We start from the raw sequence: 14596 nt of genomic DNA, 5'->3' as shown, positions 1-14596 counted from the left end.
ATGGAACTCGCCTGGTACGCCCTGCTCGGCCTCTTCTTCGCCACCTACCTCGTCCTCGGCGGCTACGACTACGGCGTCGGGCTGCTCCTCGCCCGCGGCGGCACCCTCGCGGCGCGGCGGGCCGCGCTCACCGCCGTCGGGCCGTTCTTCCTCGGCAACGAGGTCTGGCTGGTGGCCGCCGTCGGCATCCTCTTCGGCGCCTTCCCCACCCTGGAGGGCGAACTGCTCTCCGGCCTCTACCCGGCCGTGCTCGGCGCGCTGGCCGGGGTGGTGCTGGTGACCGCCGGCGTGCAGTTACGCAGCCGGCCGCACGCCGGCTCGGCCCGCGCCGGCTGGGACCGGGTGATCGTGGCCGGCAGCGTGCTCGCCGCCCTCGGCTGGGGCGCCGTGCTCGGCGGGCTGCTGCAGGGCCTACCGCTGACGGCCGACGGGCACGTGGCCGGCGTGGGTCACCTCTTCACCCCGTTCGTGGCCGCCGTCGCGCTGGCGACGCTGGCGCTGGTCGCCGTGCAGGGTGCGACGTTCCTCACCCTCCGGCTGCCCGCCGCCGACACCCCGTCGGTCGCCCGGCTGGCCCGGAGGCTGGTGCCGGCGGCGCTCGCCGCGGTCGCCGCGGCCACCCTGCTGGGCCTGCTCTCCGACCGGGTACGCGCCGCCGTGGCCCGCCCGCTGGTCGCCGTACTCCTGCTCTCGGCGCTGGTCGCGGCGTTGCTGGTGGCCCGCACGGCGCTCGGCCGCGGCCGGGCCGGGGTGGCCTTCACGGCGACCAGCGCGGCGCTGGCGCTGCCGGTGGCGCTGATCGGGGCGGCCCTCTGGCCCCGGGTGCTGGTCTCCACGGTCGACCCGGCCGCCTCGCTGACCGTCGCGGACGCCGCGGCGAGCGGGCCGACCCTGTCGCTGCTGGGCTGGCTCGCGCTGCCGCTCGTGCCGGCCCTACTAGGCTTTCAGGCGATGTGCTGGTGGGTGTTCCGGGGACGGACCGACGGCAGGGCACCGGTGTACTGGTGAATCGCCGCCCGTTCGACCCGCGGCTGCTGCGCCGGGTCCCCGCGGCCCGGCGCGACCTCGCCGTGCTCGCAGTGCTGGGCGGGCTGACCGCGCTGCTGGTGGTCGCGCAGGCCACCGCGCTGGCCACGCTGCTGGCGACCGCGATCGACGGGCGGCTGCACCGGGCGGCGCTGGCCGGCTTCGGCGCGGCGGTCGCCGCCCGCGCGCTGGTGAGCTGGGCGCAGGGCACGGTGGCCGCCCGGGTGGCGGCGACGGTGAAGGCCACCCTCCGGGCCGACCTGCTCCGCGCGGTCGGACGGCACGGCCCCACCTGGGTCGCCGGGCAGCGGGCCGGGCAGCTCGCCACCCTCGCCGGCCGGGGCCTGGACGCGCTCGACCCCTACTTCACCGGCTACCTGCCGCAGCTCGTGCTGAGCGTGACCGTGCCGCTGGCCGTGCTGGCCCGGATCCTCCTCGCCGACTGGAGTTCGGCGCTGATCATCGCGTTGACCATCCCGCTCATCCCGATCTTCGGCGCGCTGCTCGGCTGGCAGGCGCAGGCCGCCACCGAGCGGCAGTGGCGGCGGCTGTCGCTGCTCGGCGGGCACTTCCTGGACATGGTGGCCGGACTGCCCACGCTGCGCGCGTTCGGCCGGGCCCGGGCCCAGGTCGACGTGGTACGCCGGATGGCCGACGGGCACCGGCAGGCCACCATGAAGACGCTGCGCATCGCGTTCCTCTCGGCGCTGGTCCTCGAACTGGTCGCCACCCTGTCGGTGGCACTGGTCGCGGTGCCGGTGGGCATCCGGCTGCTCGGTGGCGGGATCACGCTCTCCACCGCGCTGCTGGTGCTGTTGCTCACGCCGGAGGCGTACCTGCCGCTGCGCGCCGCGGGCAGCCGGTTCCACGCCAGCATGGAGGGGCTGACCGCGCTGGACGAGGCGCTCACCGTCTCCGCCCCGCCGGCTCCCGCCGCGCCGGCCCGCGTACCGGCGCCGCCGCCCGGCGGCCACGGCGAGATCCGCTTCGAGGGCGTCACCGTCGCGTACGAGCGGACCACCGCGCTGCGCGACGTCACGCTGACCATCCGGCCCGGCGAACGGATCGCCGTCATTGGACCCAGCGGGGCCGGCAAGAGCACGCTGCTCGGCCTGCTGCTCGGCTTCGTCACCCCGACCGCCGGCCGGGTCACCGTCGGCGGGGTGGACCTCGCCGACGTCGACCTCGACGCGTGGCGGCGCCAGGTGGCCTGGGTGCCGCAGCGGGCCCACCTGTTCGCCGGCTCGCTGGCCGACAACATCCGCCTCGGCGCCCCGGACACCGCCGACGCCGCCCTCGCCCGGGCGGTCACCGACGCGGCGCTGGACGAGGTCGTCGCCGGGCTGCCCGAGGGCCTGGCCACCCCGCTCGGGGAACGCGGCCACGGCCTGTCCAGCGGGCAGCGGCAGCGGGTCGCGCTGGCCCGGGCGTTCCTCCGGGACGCCCCGCTGGTGCTCCTCGACGAGCCGACCGCCCGGCTGGACACCGCCAGCGAGACGGTCGTGCTGGCCGCCACCCGGCGGTTGGTCGCCGGGCGTACCGCGCTGCTGGTCGCGCACCGGCCCGCGCTGCTGGTGGACGCCGACCGGATCCTGCGGGTCGAGGACGGCCGGGTCACCGAGCTGAGCCCGGTGCCGGTCGGGAAGGTGACGGGATGAGCCGAGGCCCTGACCAGCCCGCCGGCGCGTCCGGGGAGCGCCCCGCACGGCCGGACAGGCCGGTTCCCGGACGGCCCGAGCAGCCGGGGATCTCCTCCGGCGGCGAGGTCGTGCCCGGACGGCCCGACCAGCCGGTGCGGGCCGTACCCGGGGGCGTCTCGCGGGACGGGGCGACCCCGGCCGCCCGCGACCCGGGCGCGCCGACCGCCGCCGAGGCGAACCCGCCGGAGCTGACGCCGGACGGGCCCGCCCCGACCGTCGCCGGACCGGGTGCCGGCCCGACGGATGCCGGGGGCGCGACGCGCGCCGAGTGGGCCGTGCTGCGGCTGGCCCGGCCCTGGCTGGGCCGGCTGGTGGGGGCCGGGCTGCTCGCCGCGGCCACGGAGTTCGCCGGGTTGGCCCTGATGGCCACCGCCACCTGGCTGCTGATGAGCGCCGCCGGGCGGCCGACGCTGGACCGGTTGACCGTGGCCATCGTCGCGGTCCGGGCCCTCGCCGTCAGCCGGGGCGTGTTCCGCTACACCGAACGGCTCGCCGGGCACGACGCGGTGCTGCGCATGATCACCGACGTCCGGGCCCGGGTCTTCGCCACCCTCGCCGCCGGGCGGGACGCCGCCGCCCAGCGGACCGGGGACGCGTTGAGCCGGCTCGTCTCCGACGTGGAAGCGGTGCAGGACCTGCTGCTGCGCGTGCTCGTACCGGGGTCCGCCGCCGCGCTGGTGAGCCTGCTCGCCGTCGGGGGCGCCGCGCTGATCTCGCTCCCGGCGGCCGGCGTGCTCGCCGTCGGGCTGCTGGTGGCCGGGGTGGCACTGCCCACGCTGGCCACCGCGCTCACCCGCCGGGCCGCCGACGAGGTGGCCCCGCTGCGCGGGGCGCTCGCCGTGGACGCGGTCGACCTGACCCACGGGGCCGCCGACCTGGCCGCGTTCGGCGCGACCGACCGGGCGCTGGCCGCCGCCGAGGGGCGCGCCCGGCGCCTCGCCCGGCTGGAGCGCCGGCTCGCCGCGACCGGCTTCGCGGTCGACGCGACCGGGGTGCTGGTCAGCGGGCTCACCGCTGCCGGTGTGGTCGTCGTGGCGTTGCGCGCCGGCGTCGGCGGGGTGCTGGTCGGCGTCCTCGCCGTCGGCACCCTCGCCGCGGTCGAGATCGCCCTCGCCCTGGTCGGGGCCGCCCGGCAGCGGACCCAGCTCCGCACCGGACTGGCCCGGGTGGCCGCCCTGCTCACCGCCCCGGCACCGCCCCCCGCCGCCGGTCCGGCGGCCCGCACCGGCGACCGGCACGACGTCCGGTTCGCCGGGGTGACGGTGCGGTACCGGGCGGGGGCGGCGCCCGCCCTGGACGGGGTCGAGTTGGACCTGCCGGCCGGCCGTCGGGTGGCCGTGGTCGGGCCGAGCGGGGCCGGCAAGAGCACGCTGGCGGCGGTGCTCACCGGCGCGGTACGCCCCGCCGCCGGCCGGGTCACCCTGGACGGGGTGGAGGTGTCCGCATACCCGGCCGAGGAGCTGCCCCGGGCGATCGGCGGGCTGCTCGCCGAGGCGTACGTCTTCCACGCCTCGGTCCGGGAGAACCTGCTGCTTGGCCGGCCGCGGGCGACCGAGGAGGAGCTGGCCGCCGCCACCCGCGCGGCCGGCCTGCTGGACTGGGTACGCGCCCAGCCCGACGGCTGGGACACCGTCGTCGGCGAGCAGGGCGGGCAGCTCTCCGGCGGCCAGCGGCAGCGGCTCGCGCTGGCCCGTGCCCTGCTGGCCGCCCCGGCGGTGCTGGTGCTGGACGAGCCGACCGAGGGTCTCGACCCGGCCGCCGCGGACGCCGTGCTCGCCTCGGCGCTGGCCGCCACCCCGGCCCACCACTCGGTGCTGCTGATCAGCCACCGGCTGAGCGGCCTGGCGGAGCTCGACGAGATCGTCGTGCTCGACGCCGGCCGGGTGGTACAGCGCGGCCGGCACGCCGAGCTGGTGGCGCAGCCCGGCTGGTACCGCGACCAGTGGCTGCTCCAGGAAGCGGCGGAGCGGGGCTACCTGGCGCTGGCACCCTGAGCACCCTTCCGGGAAATTCCCGGACGCGGTCCGCGCCGCGGGGTGGCAGGGTGGGTCCCATGCGGGGGTACGCGGACGTGCTCGTGGAGGAACGGCTGCGGGAGCTGGCCGGCCAGTTGCACGGGCCGGCCAGCCTCAAGGCCGACCTGCTGACCGAGGCGCGGCACGCGTTGCTGGACGCCGTCGAGGCATACCGGGAGGACGGCCTGCCGCCGGCGGAGGCCGAGCGGCGGGCGGTGGCCGAGTTCGGCAGCCCCGCCCAGCTCGTGCCCGACTACCAGGCCGAGCTGGCGGCCGGGGCGCTGCGCCGGCTGGCGCTGCGGGCGCTGGCGGTCGCGGTCCTGCTGATGGCCGGTGGCGACCTGACCTGGCGGGGGTCGAGCTGGAGCGACGGACCCCGGCCACCGGAGGGCTACCTGCTCCTGTCCGCCTCGCTGACCGCGATCTGGCTGCTGATCGCCGGCCTGGCGCTGGCCGGCCTGCTGCTCGGGGTCCTCGCCGCTCGATACCGGTCGTCCCGGCTCCCCCGGCTGGCGCGGGCTGCGGGCTTCGGGCTGACCGGCGGGCTGGCACTCGGCGCGGTCGCCGTCAGCGCCCTGTTCGGCTGGTCGGTCGGCCTCTGGAACGCGGCCCTGACCTGGCCCCCGATGATCATCGGCGCGGCGCTGGTGAGCGTCGGCTGGTTCGCGCTCGCCCGGGCGGCGCGCTGCTGGCTGCTGGCCACCCGCTGACGCCGGCCGGCGGCCGGTCGAGGCAGTCAGGCCGGTGCGCCCGGCGGCTCGCCCGGGCCGAGGAAACGACCGACCGTGGCGCTGAACTCGCGCCAGCCGGCCCGTTCGCCGGCGAGCGCCCGCCCCCCGGCCTCGGTGAGCTGGTAGGTGCGCCGCTCCCGGCCGTTGACGGTGCTCCACGAGCTGGCCACGTAGCCGGCCCGCTCCAGGCGGCGCAGGGCCGGGTAGATGGTGCCGGTGGGGAGGTCCAGGGTGCCGCCGCTGCGGGCCCGGAGCGCCTCGATGATCGCGTAGCCGTGCAGGGCGCCCTGCTCCAGCACGGCAAGCAGCAGCGCGTCGAGGTGTCCGTGCAGCGCCTGGGCCTTCATGTGTAGCAAGACTACTTGTCTGCCGGTCGGGACGCCACCGGGGTGCGGCTCCCGGCCGTACCGGGTCGCCGTTTAGGGTATGTGCGCAGAGTCACTCGGCGGCCGGAGGCGTCGCCGGGTGGGCAACCCGACAGCACACGGAGGTCAGCGTGGCCCGCCAGTCGCCCCACCGGCCCGACGCCGACGAGCCCGAGCTCGACGACACCACCCCGTCGGCCGCCGAAGACGAGGTCGAGGTCGACCGTCCGGCGGCGGACCGCGCGCTCTGGGACGAGTTGCGGGTCGACCCGGTGGAAATCGCCCTGCCCGCCGGCACCGGCTTCACCCTGCGGGCGTACCGGCCGGCACGGGAGCTGACCCCGACCGACGTCGCCGAGCGCGACCAGGACGACCCCTTCCTGGCCCGGCGCCAGGTCGTCGAGACCGAGGACGACGAGGAGGTGGTGATCCTCGACGAGGAGTTCGCCGCCCTCACCGCCGAGGAGGAAGAGGACGAGGAGCGCCCCAAGGGTCGCCGGCGCGGCACGGCCGAGGCGGCGGACGAGGACGCTGAGGACGCCGACGAGGACGAGGACGAGGCGGACGAGGACGCGGGCGACGAGGAGGTGCCCGTCTTCCTCAGCCACCGCGGCAAGCTGCTGCTGTTCAAGTCCCCGGAGTCGCTGGTCAGTTTCATCCGTTCCGGCGCGCCCAACGACCTGTCTCAACTGGACAGCTGGAATGAATTGTCCGAACGGGTGGAACCCGGCGACATCGCCCCGCTGGACGAGGACACCTACGAGCTCGACCTCGTGGTGGAGAACCTCCGCGGCGGCCACGACGCGTGGGACCCCACGCTCCTGATCGAGGCCGGCGAGATCGCCCGTGACCTGGCGTACGCGCTGCAGCTACCAGCCGTGCTGGACATGCTCTCCGCAGGCTCGAGCCTCGACGATCTGGACGAGTCGCTGCGGGCGAGCGTCAACGGTGGACTCGGTGGTTTCCTGGGTCGGCGCCGGCTGAAGAAAATCGGGGCACAAACCGCAAGTTTGGGTTGGCGCACCATTGTCGGCAAGATCTCTGCCGTTGTGGACTGGCGCGACTGACCCGGACCGGGGAGCATCAGTCTCTGGCAGAGCATGACCTGTGTCCCGGGAGGAGGACGACGCCGTGGCGCTCGTGCGCGTGTACTGCGGTCTGGCCTCGGCGGATCCGGCCGACCGGCCTGCTTCGGCCGGTTCGACGCTGACGTCCGCTGTGGTCGACGACGCAGGCCGTCTGCTGCATGTCTACGAGATCGGCGACGACCCCGCTGGCTACGCCCAGCTGGTCGCGCTGCTCGTGGAGCGGTCGGGCGGGCCGAGCGGTGCGGCCATCGCCGCCGACAGTGACGACCACACCGTCACCTCGCTGCTCAGTGCGGCCGGTCGGCCACTGGCGATCGCGGACGACGACTCGGTCGACGACTTCGCCGAGCGCTTCGCCGACGACGACTCGCTGGAGGAGATGCAGTCCCCGCCGGCCGAGCGCCGGGCGGTCGGGCTGGCCCGGGCGCTGCAGGCGGGCGCCCTCTCCGCGGTCACCCTGCCGGCCCCCCGGGATCTCGCTGGCTACAAGCAGGTCCTCGCCGCGCACGCCGCGCTGGCCAGCGGGCGGCACTCCGCCGCCGTGGCGCTGCGCGAGGTGCTCCGCGAGCTCTACCCGGCCGCCCTCCGCGCCTACCCGGACCCGGCCGAGCCGGTCTCCCTGGCCATCCTCGACGCGCTGCCGGAGCCCGGCATGCTCAGCGGCACGGTGGCCCGGGGCCGCGAGGTCGGAGTCGCCGCAGACGCGGTCGCCGCGCACCTCGCCAGCGAGGGCGTCGCGGACGCCGACACCATCAACGACGCGGTCACCGCGCTGCGGGTCGCCATCGCCGAGACGCCTCGACGGGCCGCCGTCAACCGGGCGCTCACCGCCGCCGTCGCGGAGACGGTCCGGCAGGCGGTCTCCGCCGTCCGGGCCTGCGACGCCGGCTGCGAGGCCCTGGTCGACGCGCTCAGCGCCCGGGTGACCACGCCCGCCCCGGCACCGGGCCGCCGGGCCGTCACCGGGCGAGGCGAGCCGGTCGACGATCGGCCCACCCTCGGCAACACCGGCACCGGCCTGCGTACGGTCCGGCCGGCGGAGCCCGAGCCGGTCGGCCGACGCACCCGCCCCGAGCCGGTCTCCGGGCCGGCCGCGCCCGCGTCGCCCCGTCCGCTCGGCCCGCCGCCGGTCGCCCCGGCACCGGTCGCGCCGCCGCCCGTCGCCCCCGCCCCGGTCACCCCGGCCGCCGCCAGCGGCCGGCCGACGTCCGCGCCGCCGGCGCGTACCGAGCCGACCGGCGCGCCGCTGCCGCAGCGGGTGGACGCCCCGGCCAACCGGCCGATCTCCGCACCGCCCCCGCCGCCGCCCGGGATCACCCCGATCGCCCCTGCCCAGCGGGGCAAGGTGCCGCCGGCCGAGGCCGGCGAGCCGTTCCGCCCGACGCTGACCACGGCGGCAATCAACAGCGCCCGGGCCGAGCGGCAGCGGACCGTTATCCCGCCCCGGCCCAAGACCAACCAGGAGCCGCCGACCGGCGGCTTCAGCGCCACCGACCTGAACGTCCCGGTGCCGACCCCGCGCCCCAACCAGGAGTCCGCTCCCCCGGGCTCCCGGGCCAACTGGCCGCTCGTCAACAACAGCGACGACCAGGACGACCGCGCCGTCCAGGCGCCGCCCGCCTACTCCTATGGCGGGGGCGTGGACGCGCCGAGCGACCCGGGCACCAGCCGGGTCACCCCGCCGTGGCTCGCGGACGACCTGCCGCAGGAGCCGCCGATGCTCCGCCTGGTGGAGCCGCCACCGCTGGCCGACCGGGCGCTACGCGACGAACTGGACGCGCCGACCGACCCGGGCCTGGACGCGCCGTCCCTGCGGCTCGTCGAGCGGCAGGAGGCGACCAGGCAGGGCCGCCCGGCGCCCCGCGCCGAGCTGCCCACCCCGCCGGAGCGGCGGCCCGAGCCGAAGGAGCACCGGCCACCGCCGGTGTCCGACGAGGGCGACGGTGACCTGCTGATCTTCGCCCAGGCGAAGTCCGCCTGGTTCGTCGGGCACGGGGACGAAGCCGACCTGGACTGGTCGAGCACCGCGGACACCGGCTGGCAGGCCGCCCAGCAGGCGGCCCGCCCGTCGGTGGGTACGGAGACCAAGGCCGGTCTGCCGAAGCGGGTCCCGCAGGCCAACCTGGTGCCGGGTTCGCCGCTGCGCGAGGAGCGTCCACTGCGGATCGTCCGGAACGCGGCCAGCCTCGCCGAAAACACCACGGGTTACTTCCGAGGTTGGCGGCGTGGCCAGGAGATCGGCGGCTTCGCCGTCGGCGGCCGCCCCGGCCGGGAGGCCGCCGGTGGCTGGGACTTCAGCCGGGACACCGGCGACCGCGACGACGAGCGGGAGTACGAGTACCGTTCCGCCGGCTACCGGTCCTGATCCGCGCCGTACGGCTTCCCACCCGCGCGTCCCTGCCCGAGGGTGAGTCATGCTGCGCTGGCCCGGTGCACGTACGTCTACGGCTGCGGGCGTACCTGCCGAGGCAGGTGTGGCCGAGGGCATCAGCGGGGCGTTCGCCTTCGCACCGCTGCGGCACGACGGTATGGACAGCGAGAAGCGCCCGGTGGCCGATGGCCACCGGGCGCTTCTGTCACGCCGGTCAGGCGGGGGCGACCGCCCGGGAACGCCGCATGGTCAGCACGTACTCGACCAGCGAGATCAGCACATGCTTGGTCGACTCCCGGTTGCGGGCGTCGCACGCCACCACCGGCACCTCGCTGGAGATGGCCAGCGCGTCCCGGACGTCCTGCGGGTCGTGGTACTGCATGCCGTCGAAGCAGTTGATGGCCACCAGGTACGGCAGCCGCCGGTGCTCGAAGAAGTCGATCGCGGCGAAGCAGTCGGCCAGCCGGCGGGTGTCGACCAGCACCACGGCACCGATGGCACCCCGGACCAGCTCGTCCCACATGAACCAGAACCGCGTCTGACCCGGCGTACCGAACAGGTACAGGATCAGGTCCCGATCGATCGAGATACGACCGAAGTCCATCGCCACCGTGGTCGTCGTCTTGCCCGGCACCTGCCGGGTGTCGTCGACGCCCACGCCGGCGGAGGTCATGATCGCCTCGGTGGTCAGCGGCGTGATCTCCGAGACCGAACCGACCAGCGTCGTCTTGCCGACGCCGAACCCACCGGCAATAACGATCTTCGCCGACGTCACGCGCCCACTCGGGGCCGACGGCCGGTGCGACATGTCAGAGCCTGCGAAGTCCACTCAGCACCCTCTCCAGCAGTTCAGTGCCCACCGCGTCGTCGGAGTCGTCCAGGATGGTCGGCTCGTGGACCGCGACCAGGCCGTCCGTCGCCATGTCGGCGATGAGCACCCGGGCCACGCCGAGCGGAAGCTGCATCCGCGCCGCGATCTCGGCGAGCGACTGCACGCGTCCGTCACACAGCGCGGCGATGTACTGGTGCTCACGACCCTGGCCGCCATTGCCATTGGCAACGGCCCGGCCGCGCACCGTCGTCTCGACGAGCGCCTCCAGGGCGATCTCGAGCCGGGGACGGGTACGACCGCGGGTCACGGCGTATGGACGGACCAGCGCTCCGGTCGGCTCGTCACGATCGGCCATGTCGCCGCTCACCTCCTTCGTACCCGGCACCGGCTCGCCCCGGTGGAACTCGTCGTTGTCGTAGTCGTTCCCGCTTCTGACCCACCGGTCAGCGCGTCGGTCAGCCCATCATCCCGACAGCCGTACGCGGCTGCGGGGTCAGGGCGTCGCCCACCCGGTCGACGAGCAGGGCCATCTCGTAGCCGACCTGCCCCACGTCGCAGCTGCGCGCGGCGAGTACCGCGAACGACGAGCCGTCCGAGATGGACATCAGGAACAGGAAGCCGTTGTCCATCTCGACGACGGTCTGCAGCACCGCCCCACCCTCGAAGCAGCGCGCCGCGCCCTGGGTCAGGCTGACCAGGCCGGACGCGATCGCCGCGAGCTGGTCCGCGCGGTCCCGCGGAAGGTCACGGGACGAAGCGAGAAGCAGGCCGTCGGCGGAGACCGCGACCGCGTGCGCCACACCGGGCACCCGGTCGGCGAAGTTGGCGAGCAGCCATCCGAGATCCTGCGTACTAGTCATCGTTGTTGCTCCTTCTGTCCGCTCCCGGCCACGGGCCTGAGCCAGACTGCGAGGACTGCTGACCGCCCGGAGTGGCCTCCGAGCCGGCCGAGTTGCTGTCGGTCGGGTGGTTACGCCCCCGCTGCACGCCCCGGTGGTAGGCCGACAGCAGACCCCGGACGCCTTCCGGCGTCCGGCGCTGCACCGAGGCGGACGGCTTCTCGATACCGCCCGGGACGAGCTGCGCCATCGGCACCCGCTTGGGGAGGCCCTTCTGGGTGGTCTCGGCGACCGGGACCTCGGTGGCCGCCGAGGCGGCCCGCCAGCCGTCGTCGGCCACGGTCTGCCAGCCGGGAGATGGCTGTTGCGGCCGCCGGCTCGGCAGTGCTTCGGCGTAATCGGGACGGACGCCTTCGTTCGCCGATCCGTTGTCGCGCGGTGCTCCGCCAGCCGTCGGAGTGTGTGCCATCGGTGTGTTACCTGTCGTCCCGGGTGTTGTCTGCTGGACGGCCTGACCGGCGGCGTCGACCTTGGCGAACTGCTGGGTGGCCGCACCGTTCGCCGCCGGGCCTTGCGCTGCGGCGGTCTCCTCCGGCCCCGGCTTGCGGGTGCGGAACCAGGCCGACTCCAGCTCCCGGAAGATCGGCAGCTCCATCGTCTCGTCCGCGTACCGCTGGCGGTTGGCCGTCGGCTGCGGCGTGGTCGGCCGCGGCGCGGGGGCCGACGCGGGCCGGCTGAGCGCCGGCGGCGTCTCCGGCCGGGCGACCCGGGGCAACTCGGTGGTCATGTCCAGGCCGGCAGCCAGGCGCTCCGGCACCGGCGGTGCGGCGGCCGGGTCCGGCGCGGGAACCGGCGGCCAGGCCGGCGGGGCGCCGAAGCTGGGCGCGGGGGTCGGCGGGGCCGGACGCGGCAGGTGGCTCACCGGCGGCACGGAGACCGGCTGGCCGGGGGCGGGCGAGGCCGACACCGGCTGCGCCGAGACCGGCGCGGCCGAGACGGGGTGGCCCGAGACCGGCGAGGCCGAAACGGGTACGCCGGATACCGGCGGCGCGGAGACCGGCGGGAACGGCGGGCCGGAGACCGGCGGCGGGTTGTACGGCCACGCCTCCGGGCTGCTCGGCAGCTGCCGCGGGATGGGCGGCTGCTGGCCGGTGCTGGCCGGGTCGCCGTCGGCCGGGCTGCGCCGCTGCGGCAGCGGGTCGACCGGCTGGCCGTTCGACGTGCGGGGGGTGTAGCCGTCACCACCGGCGGCGCCGCTGGCCCCGGTCAGGTCGGACCAGGCCGGCATCGAGCGCGCGCCACCCGAGCTGGCCGGGGTGCCGGCGCCGTTGCGCGGCGCCGCGTCGAAGGCCCGCCCACCAAATGTCACCTGGTTGCCGGACGAGCCCGGGCGCGGGGCCGGCGGGGTCTGCGGGCCGTTGTTGAGCGCGGCCACGGCGCCGAATGCGGCGGCCAGGCCACCGCCCTGCGGTGGGCCGGCCGCGCCGGCCGGGAGGGCGGGCGTCGGGTGGCCCCGGCCGGAGAGGGCGCGCGGCACCAGGACCGAGGTCGGCAGCGCGACGTCGGCCACCATGCCCCGGTCGCCGCCGGGCCGCAGCTCGACCTTGACGCCGTGCCGGGCAGCGAGCCGCGCAACCACGACCAGGCCCATCATCCGGGAGACCGCGACGTCCACCTGCGGCGGAGTGGCGAGCCGCTCGTTCAGCTCGCGCAGCTGCTCGGCGCTGATGCCGATGCCCCGGTCCTCCACGTAGAGCGTCGCGCGGTCGCCCACCCGGCGGGCCTCCACCATGACGTGGGAGTCCGGCGGGGAGAACGCGGTGGCGTTGTCGAAGAGCTCGGCGACCAGGTGCACCAGGTCGTTGACCGCGTGCGCGGCGACCTCGATGTCCCGGTCGATCACGCCGAACTCGATCCGGGTGTAGTGCTCGACCTCGGACTGGGCGGCGCGGAGCACGTCGATGAGGGCGGCGGGCTCGCGCTGCACGCGGGTGGAGTCGGCACCGGCGAGAACCAGCAGGTTCTCGTCGTTGCGGCGCATCCGGGTGGCGAGGTGGTCGAGCTGGAACAGCTCGGCCAGCCGGTCCGGGTCCTCCTCGCCGCGCTCCAGCCGGTCGAGGTGGCCGATCAGCCGGTCGACCAGGATCTGCGACCGGCGGGCCAGGTTGACGAACATCGTCGCGACGGACGCCCGGAGGGCGGCCTGCTCGGCGGCGGTCCGGACGGCCTCCAGGTGGACGGCGTTGAACGCCTCGGTCACCTGGCCGAACTCGTCCTTGCTGCGGACCGGCAGCGGCTCGGCGATCTGGTTGGCCAGCTGCACCGGGGTGAGCTGTCCGGTGACCTGCGGGTCCCGCAGCCGGGCCACCGCCTGCGGCAGGCCGTACTGGGCCACCGAGAGGGCGCCCTGCCGCAGCTCGCGCAGCGAGCGGGCCATCGAGCGGGCGACCAGGTACGCGAAGAGGATAGCCAGCAGCAGCATGCTGAGCAGCAGGCCGGTCTCCAGGAACACCTGGGTCTGGGTGGCCGAGCGGAGGCTGCCGGCCTGCCGGACCACGTTGCCGTCGAGCCGCTTCTCCACGGTACGGAGCAGCTTGGCGTTGGCCACCATGGCCTTGTCCCACTGGTCCGTGTTGACCTGGACATCGGACAGTTTCGCGGCGCTGCTGATCTGACGCTGGTAGTTCAGCGACTCGCGCAGGTCGGGGCCGGAGACGGTCTGCTCGTAGAACGCGGAGTCGGCCTGGTTGGCGATCGCCTTGAAGTTCTCCTGCGCCTGGATCCCGCCGGTCCCGGTGGCGATGAATTTGTCGCGTAGCGCCGGGGTGAGGGCCCTGCCCAGCAGGGCCTGGTGGACGACCAGGCGGCGCTGGGACAGCCACTCCTTCTCCCGGGCGACGGCGGCACCGGCCCGCATCCGGTCGCTCAGGTCGTTGTCACCGGCGAGCTGGGTGGCCGAGTCCCGGATCGAGATGAGGTCGTTGATCAGTCCCTCGTACGCCTGCTGCGCGTCGCTGATGCTCATCTTGCCGTTGAGCACCTGGCTCCGGGTCCCCGGCAGGTCGGAGAGGCTCTTGTCGATCTTGCCGAGCAGGCGATCGAAGTTCGCCGGCAGGCCGTCGATCGCGTTCCGCTCCTGCCGGTAGGGCGTCTTCACCTGGTCGACCCGCTGGTTGGCCCGGTTGTAGGCCTCCTCGTACTGGGCCCTGGTCTGGACCTGGCTCGAGCCGAGCCACAGCACCGCGTTGACCCGCTCGTCCTGCAGCGTGTCGACCAGATCACCCGAGTAGCCGATCAGATTGGCCAGGTTGCCTGCCCGGTTGGCATCGTTGAGCGTCCCCAGGTGGTCGACCAGACCACTGGTGCCGACCACGACCGTGGCGATGGTCGGCACGATCATGATCAGACCGAGCTTGGACCAGATCGGCATGTCGCGGAGCCGGCTGGCCGGCCGGCGCAGCCGCGACAGGAAGGAGCCCGCCGTCGTTGGCCGTTTGCTCACGTCACCGCCCTCGCATTACCGCGTCCGGACGTCGCCGTTGGGCAACGCCGAGCGACCGACCCGGCGGGTCGGACCTCCGAGATTCCATCACGCCGCCCGGCAAACGGAAAGCCCAGGTTGTCCGTCG

General features: G+C 75.3%; 10 protein-coding genes and 1 pseudogene. 6 read left to right on the top strand and 5 right to left on the bottom strand.

All coding sequences use genetic code 11. From position 1 onward, the window contains the following. The 4 genes from ABZ783_RS14400 to ABZ783_RS14385 are packed head-to-tail and all read left to right on the top strand — an operon-like array spanning position 1 to position 5451. The gene (locus ABZ783_RS14400) at positions 1-1008 is read left to right on the top strand and encodes a cytochrome d ubiquinol oxidase subunit II (RefSeq protein ID WP_357437588.1); all 1008 of its coding nucleotides are present in this window, start codon (positions 1-3) and stop codon (positions 1006-1008) included. Then, positions 1005-2684 carry a thiol reductant ABC exporter subunit CydD gene (cydD, locus tag ABZ783_RS14395; RefSeq protein ID WP_357437585.1) on the top strand — a complete coding sequence of 560 codons (1680 nt, stop codon included), beginning with the start codon at positions 1005-1007 and terminating at the stop codon, positions 2682-2684. Before ABZ783_RS14400 ends, cydD begins: the two co-directional genes overlap by 4 nt. Continuing rightward, positions 2681-4720 (top strand): thiol reductant ABC exporter subunit CydC, encoded by a 2040-nt coding sequence (gene cydC, locus ABZ783_RS14390; protein ID WP_357437582.1) that lies wholly within the window; start codon positions 2681-2683, stop codon positions 4718-4720. The genes cydD and cydC overlap by 4 nt, the downstream gene beginning before the upstream one ends. Before the next feature lie 59 nt (positions 4721-4779). Then, positions 4780-5451, top strand: coding sequence for a permease prefix domain 1-containing protein (locus tag ABZ783_RS14385; protein WP_357437579.1), 672 nt, complete (start codon positions 4780-4782; stop codon positions 5449-5451). A gap of 26 nt (positions 5452-5477) precedes the next feature. Here ABZ783_RS14385 and ABZ783_RS14380 read toward each other — a convergent pair whose 3' ends face one another. Continuing rightward, positions 5478-5819 (bottom strand): helix-turn-helix transcriptional regulator, encoded by a 342-nt coding sequence (locus tag ABZ783_RS14380; protein ID WP_073839921.1) that lies wholly within the window; start codon positions 5817-5819, stop codon positions 5478-5480. A 149-nt stretch (positions 5820-5968) separates the two neighbouring features. Here ABZ783_RS14380 and ABZ783_RS14375 point away from each other — a divergent pair, with 149 nt between their 5' ends. Together ABZ783_RS14375 and ABZ783_RS14370 are read left to right on the top strand one after the other, a co-directional pair. Next, positions 5969-6904 carry a DNA primase gene (locus ABZ783_RS14375; protein WP_357437576.1) on the top strand — a complete coding sequence of 312 codons (936 nt, stop codon included), beginning with the start codon at positions 5969-5971 and terminating at the stop codon, positions 6902-6904. Between the two features lie 40 nt (positions 6905-6944). Then, a complete protein-coding gene (locus ABZ783_RS14370) occupies positions 6945-9290 on the top strand; it encodes a transposase (RefSeq protein ID WP_357437573.1) in 2346 nt (781 codons plus the stop codon). Between the two features lie 220 nt (positions 9291-9510). Here the strand turns inward: ABZ783_RS14370 and ABZ783_RS14365 are convergent, their stop codons facing one another. From ABZ783_RS14365 to ABZ783_RS14350, 4 genes and pseudogenes are all read right to left on the bottom strand, one after another. Beyond that, a complete protein-coding gene (locus ABZ783_RS14365) occupies positions 9511-10104 on the bottom strand; it encodes an ATP/GTP-binding protein (RefSeq protein ID WP_357437570.1) in 594 nt (197 codons plus the stop codon). Between the two features lies 1 nt (position 10105). Further along, a complete protein-coding gene (locus ABZ783_RS14360; protein ID WP_357437898.1) occupies positions 10106-10483 on the bottom strand; it encodes a DUF742 domain-containing protein in 378 nt (125 codons plus the stop codon). A gap of 100 nt (positions 10484-10583) precedes the next feature. Beyond that, positions 10584-10988, bottom strand: a complete 405-nt coding sequence (locus ABZ783_RS14355; protein WP_013731521.1) for a roadblock/LC7 domain-containing protein — start codon at positions 10986-10988, stop codon at positions 10584-10586. Continuing rightward, positions 10985-14469, bottom strand: a pseudogene (locus ABZ783_RS14350) (nitrate- and nitrite sensing domain-containing protein). Before ABZ783_RS14350 ends, ABZ783_RS14355 begins: the two are co-directional and overlap by 4 nt. Between the last annotated feature and the right edge of the window lie 127 nt (positions 14470-14596).

Source organism: Micromonospora sp. NPDC047738, from assembly GCF_040642675.1.
In the GTDB taxonomy this organism is placed as follows: Bacteria; Actinomycetota; Actinomycetes; order Mycobacteriales; family Micromonosporaceae; genus Micromonospora.
This window is presented reverse-complemented; position numbering and strand designations above follow the sequence as displayed.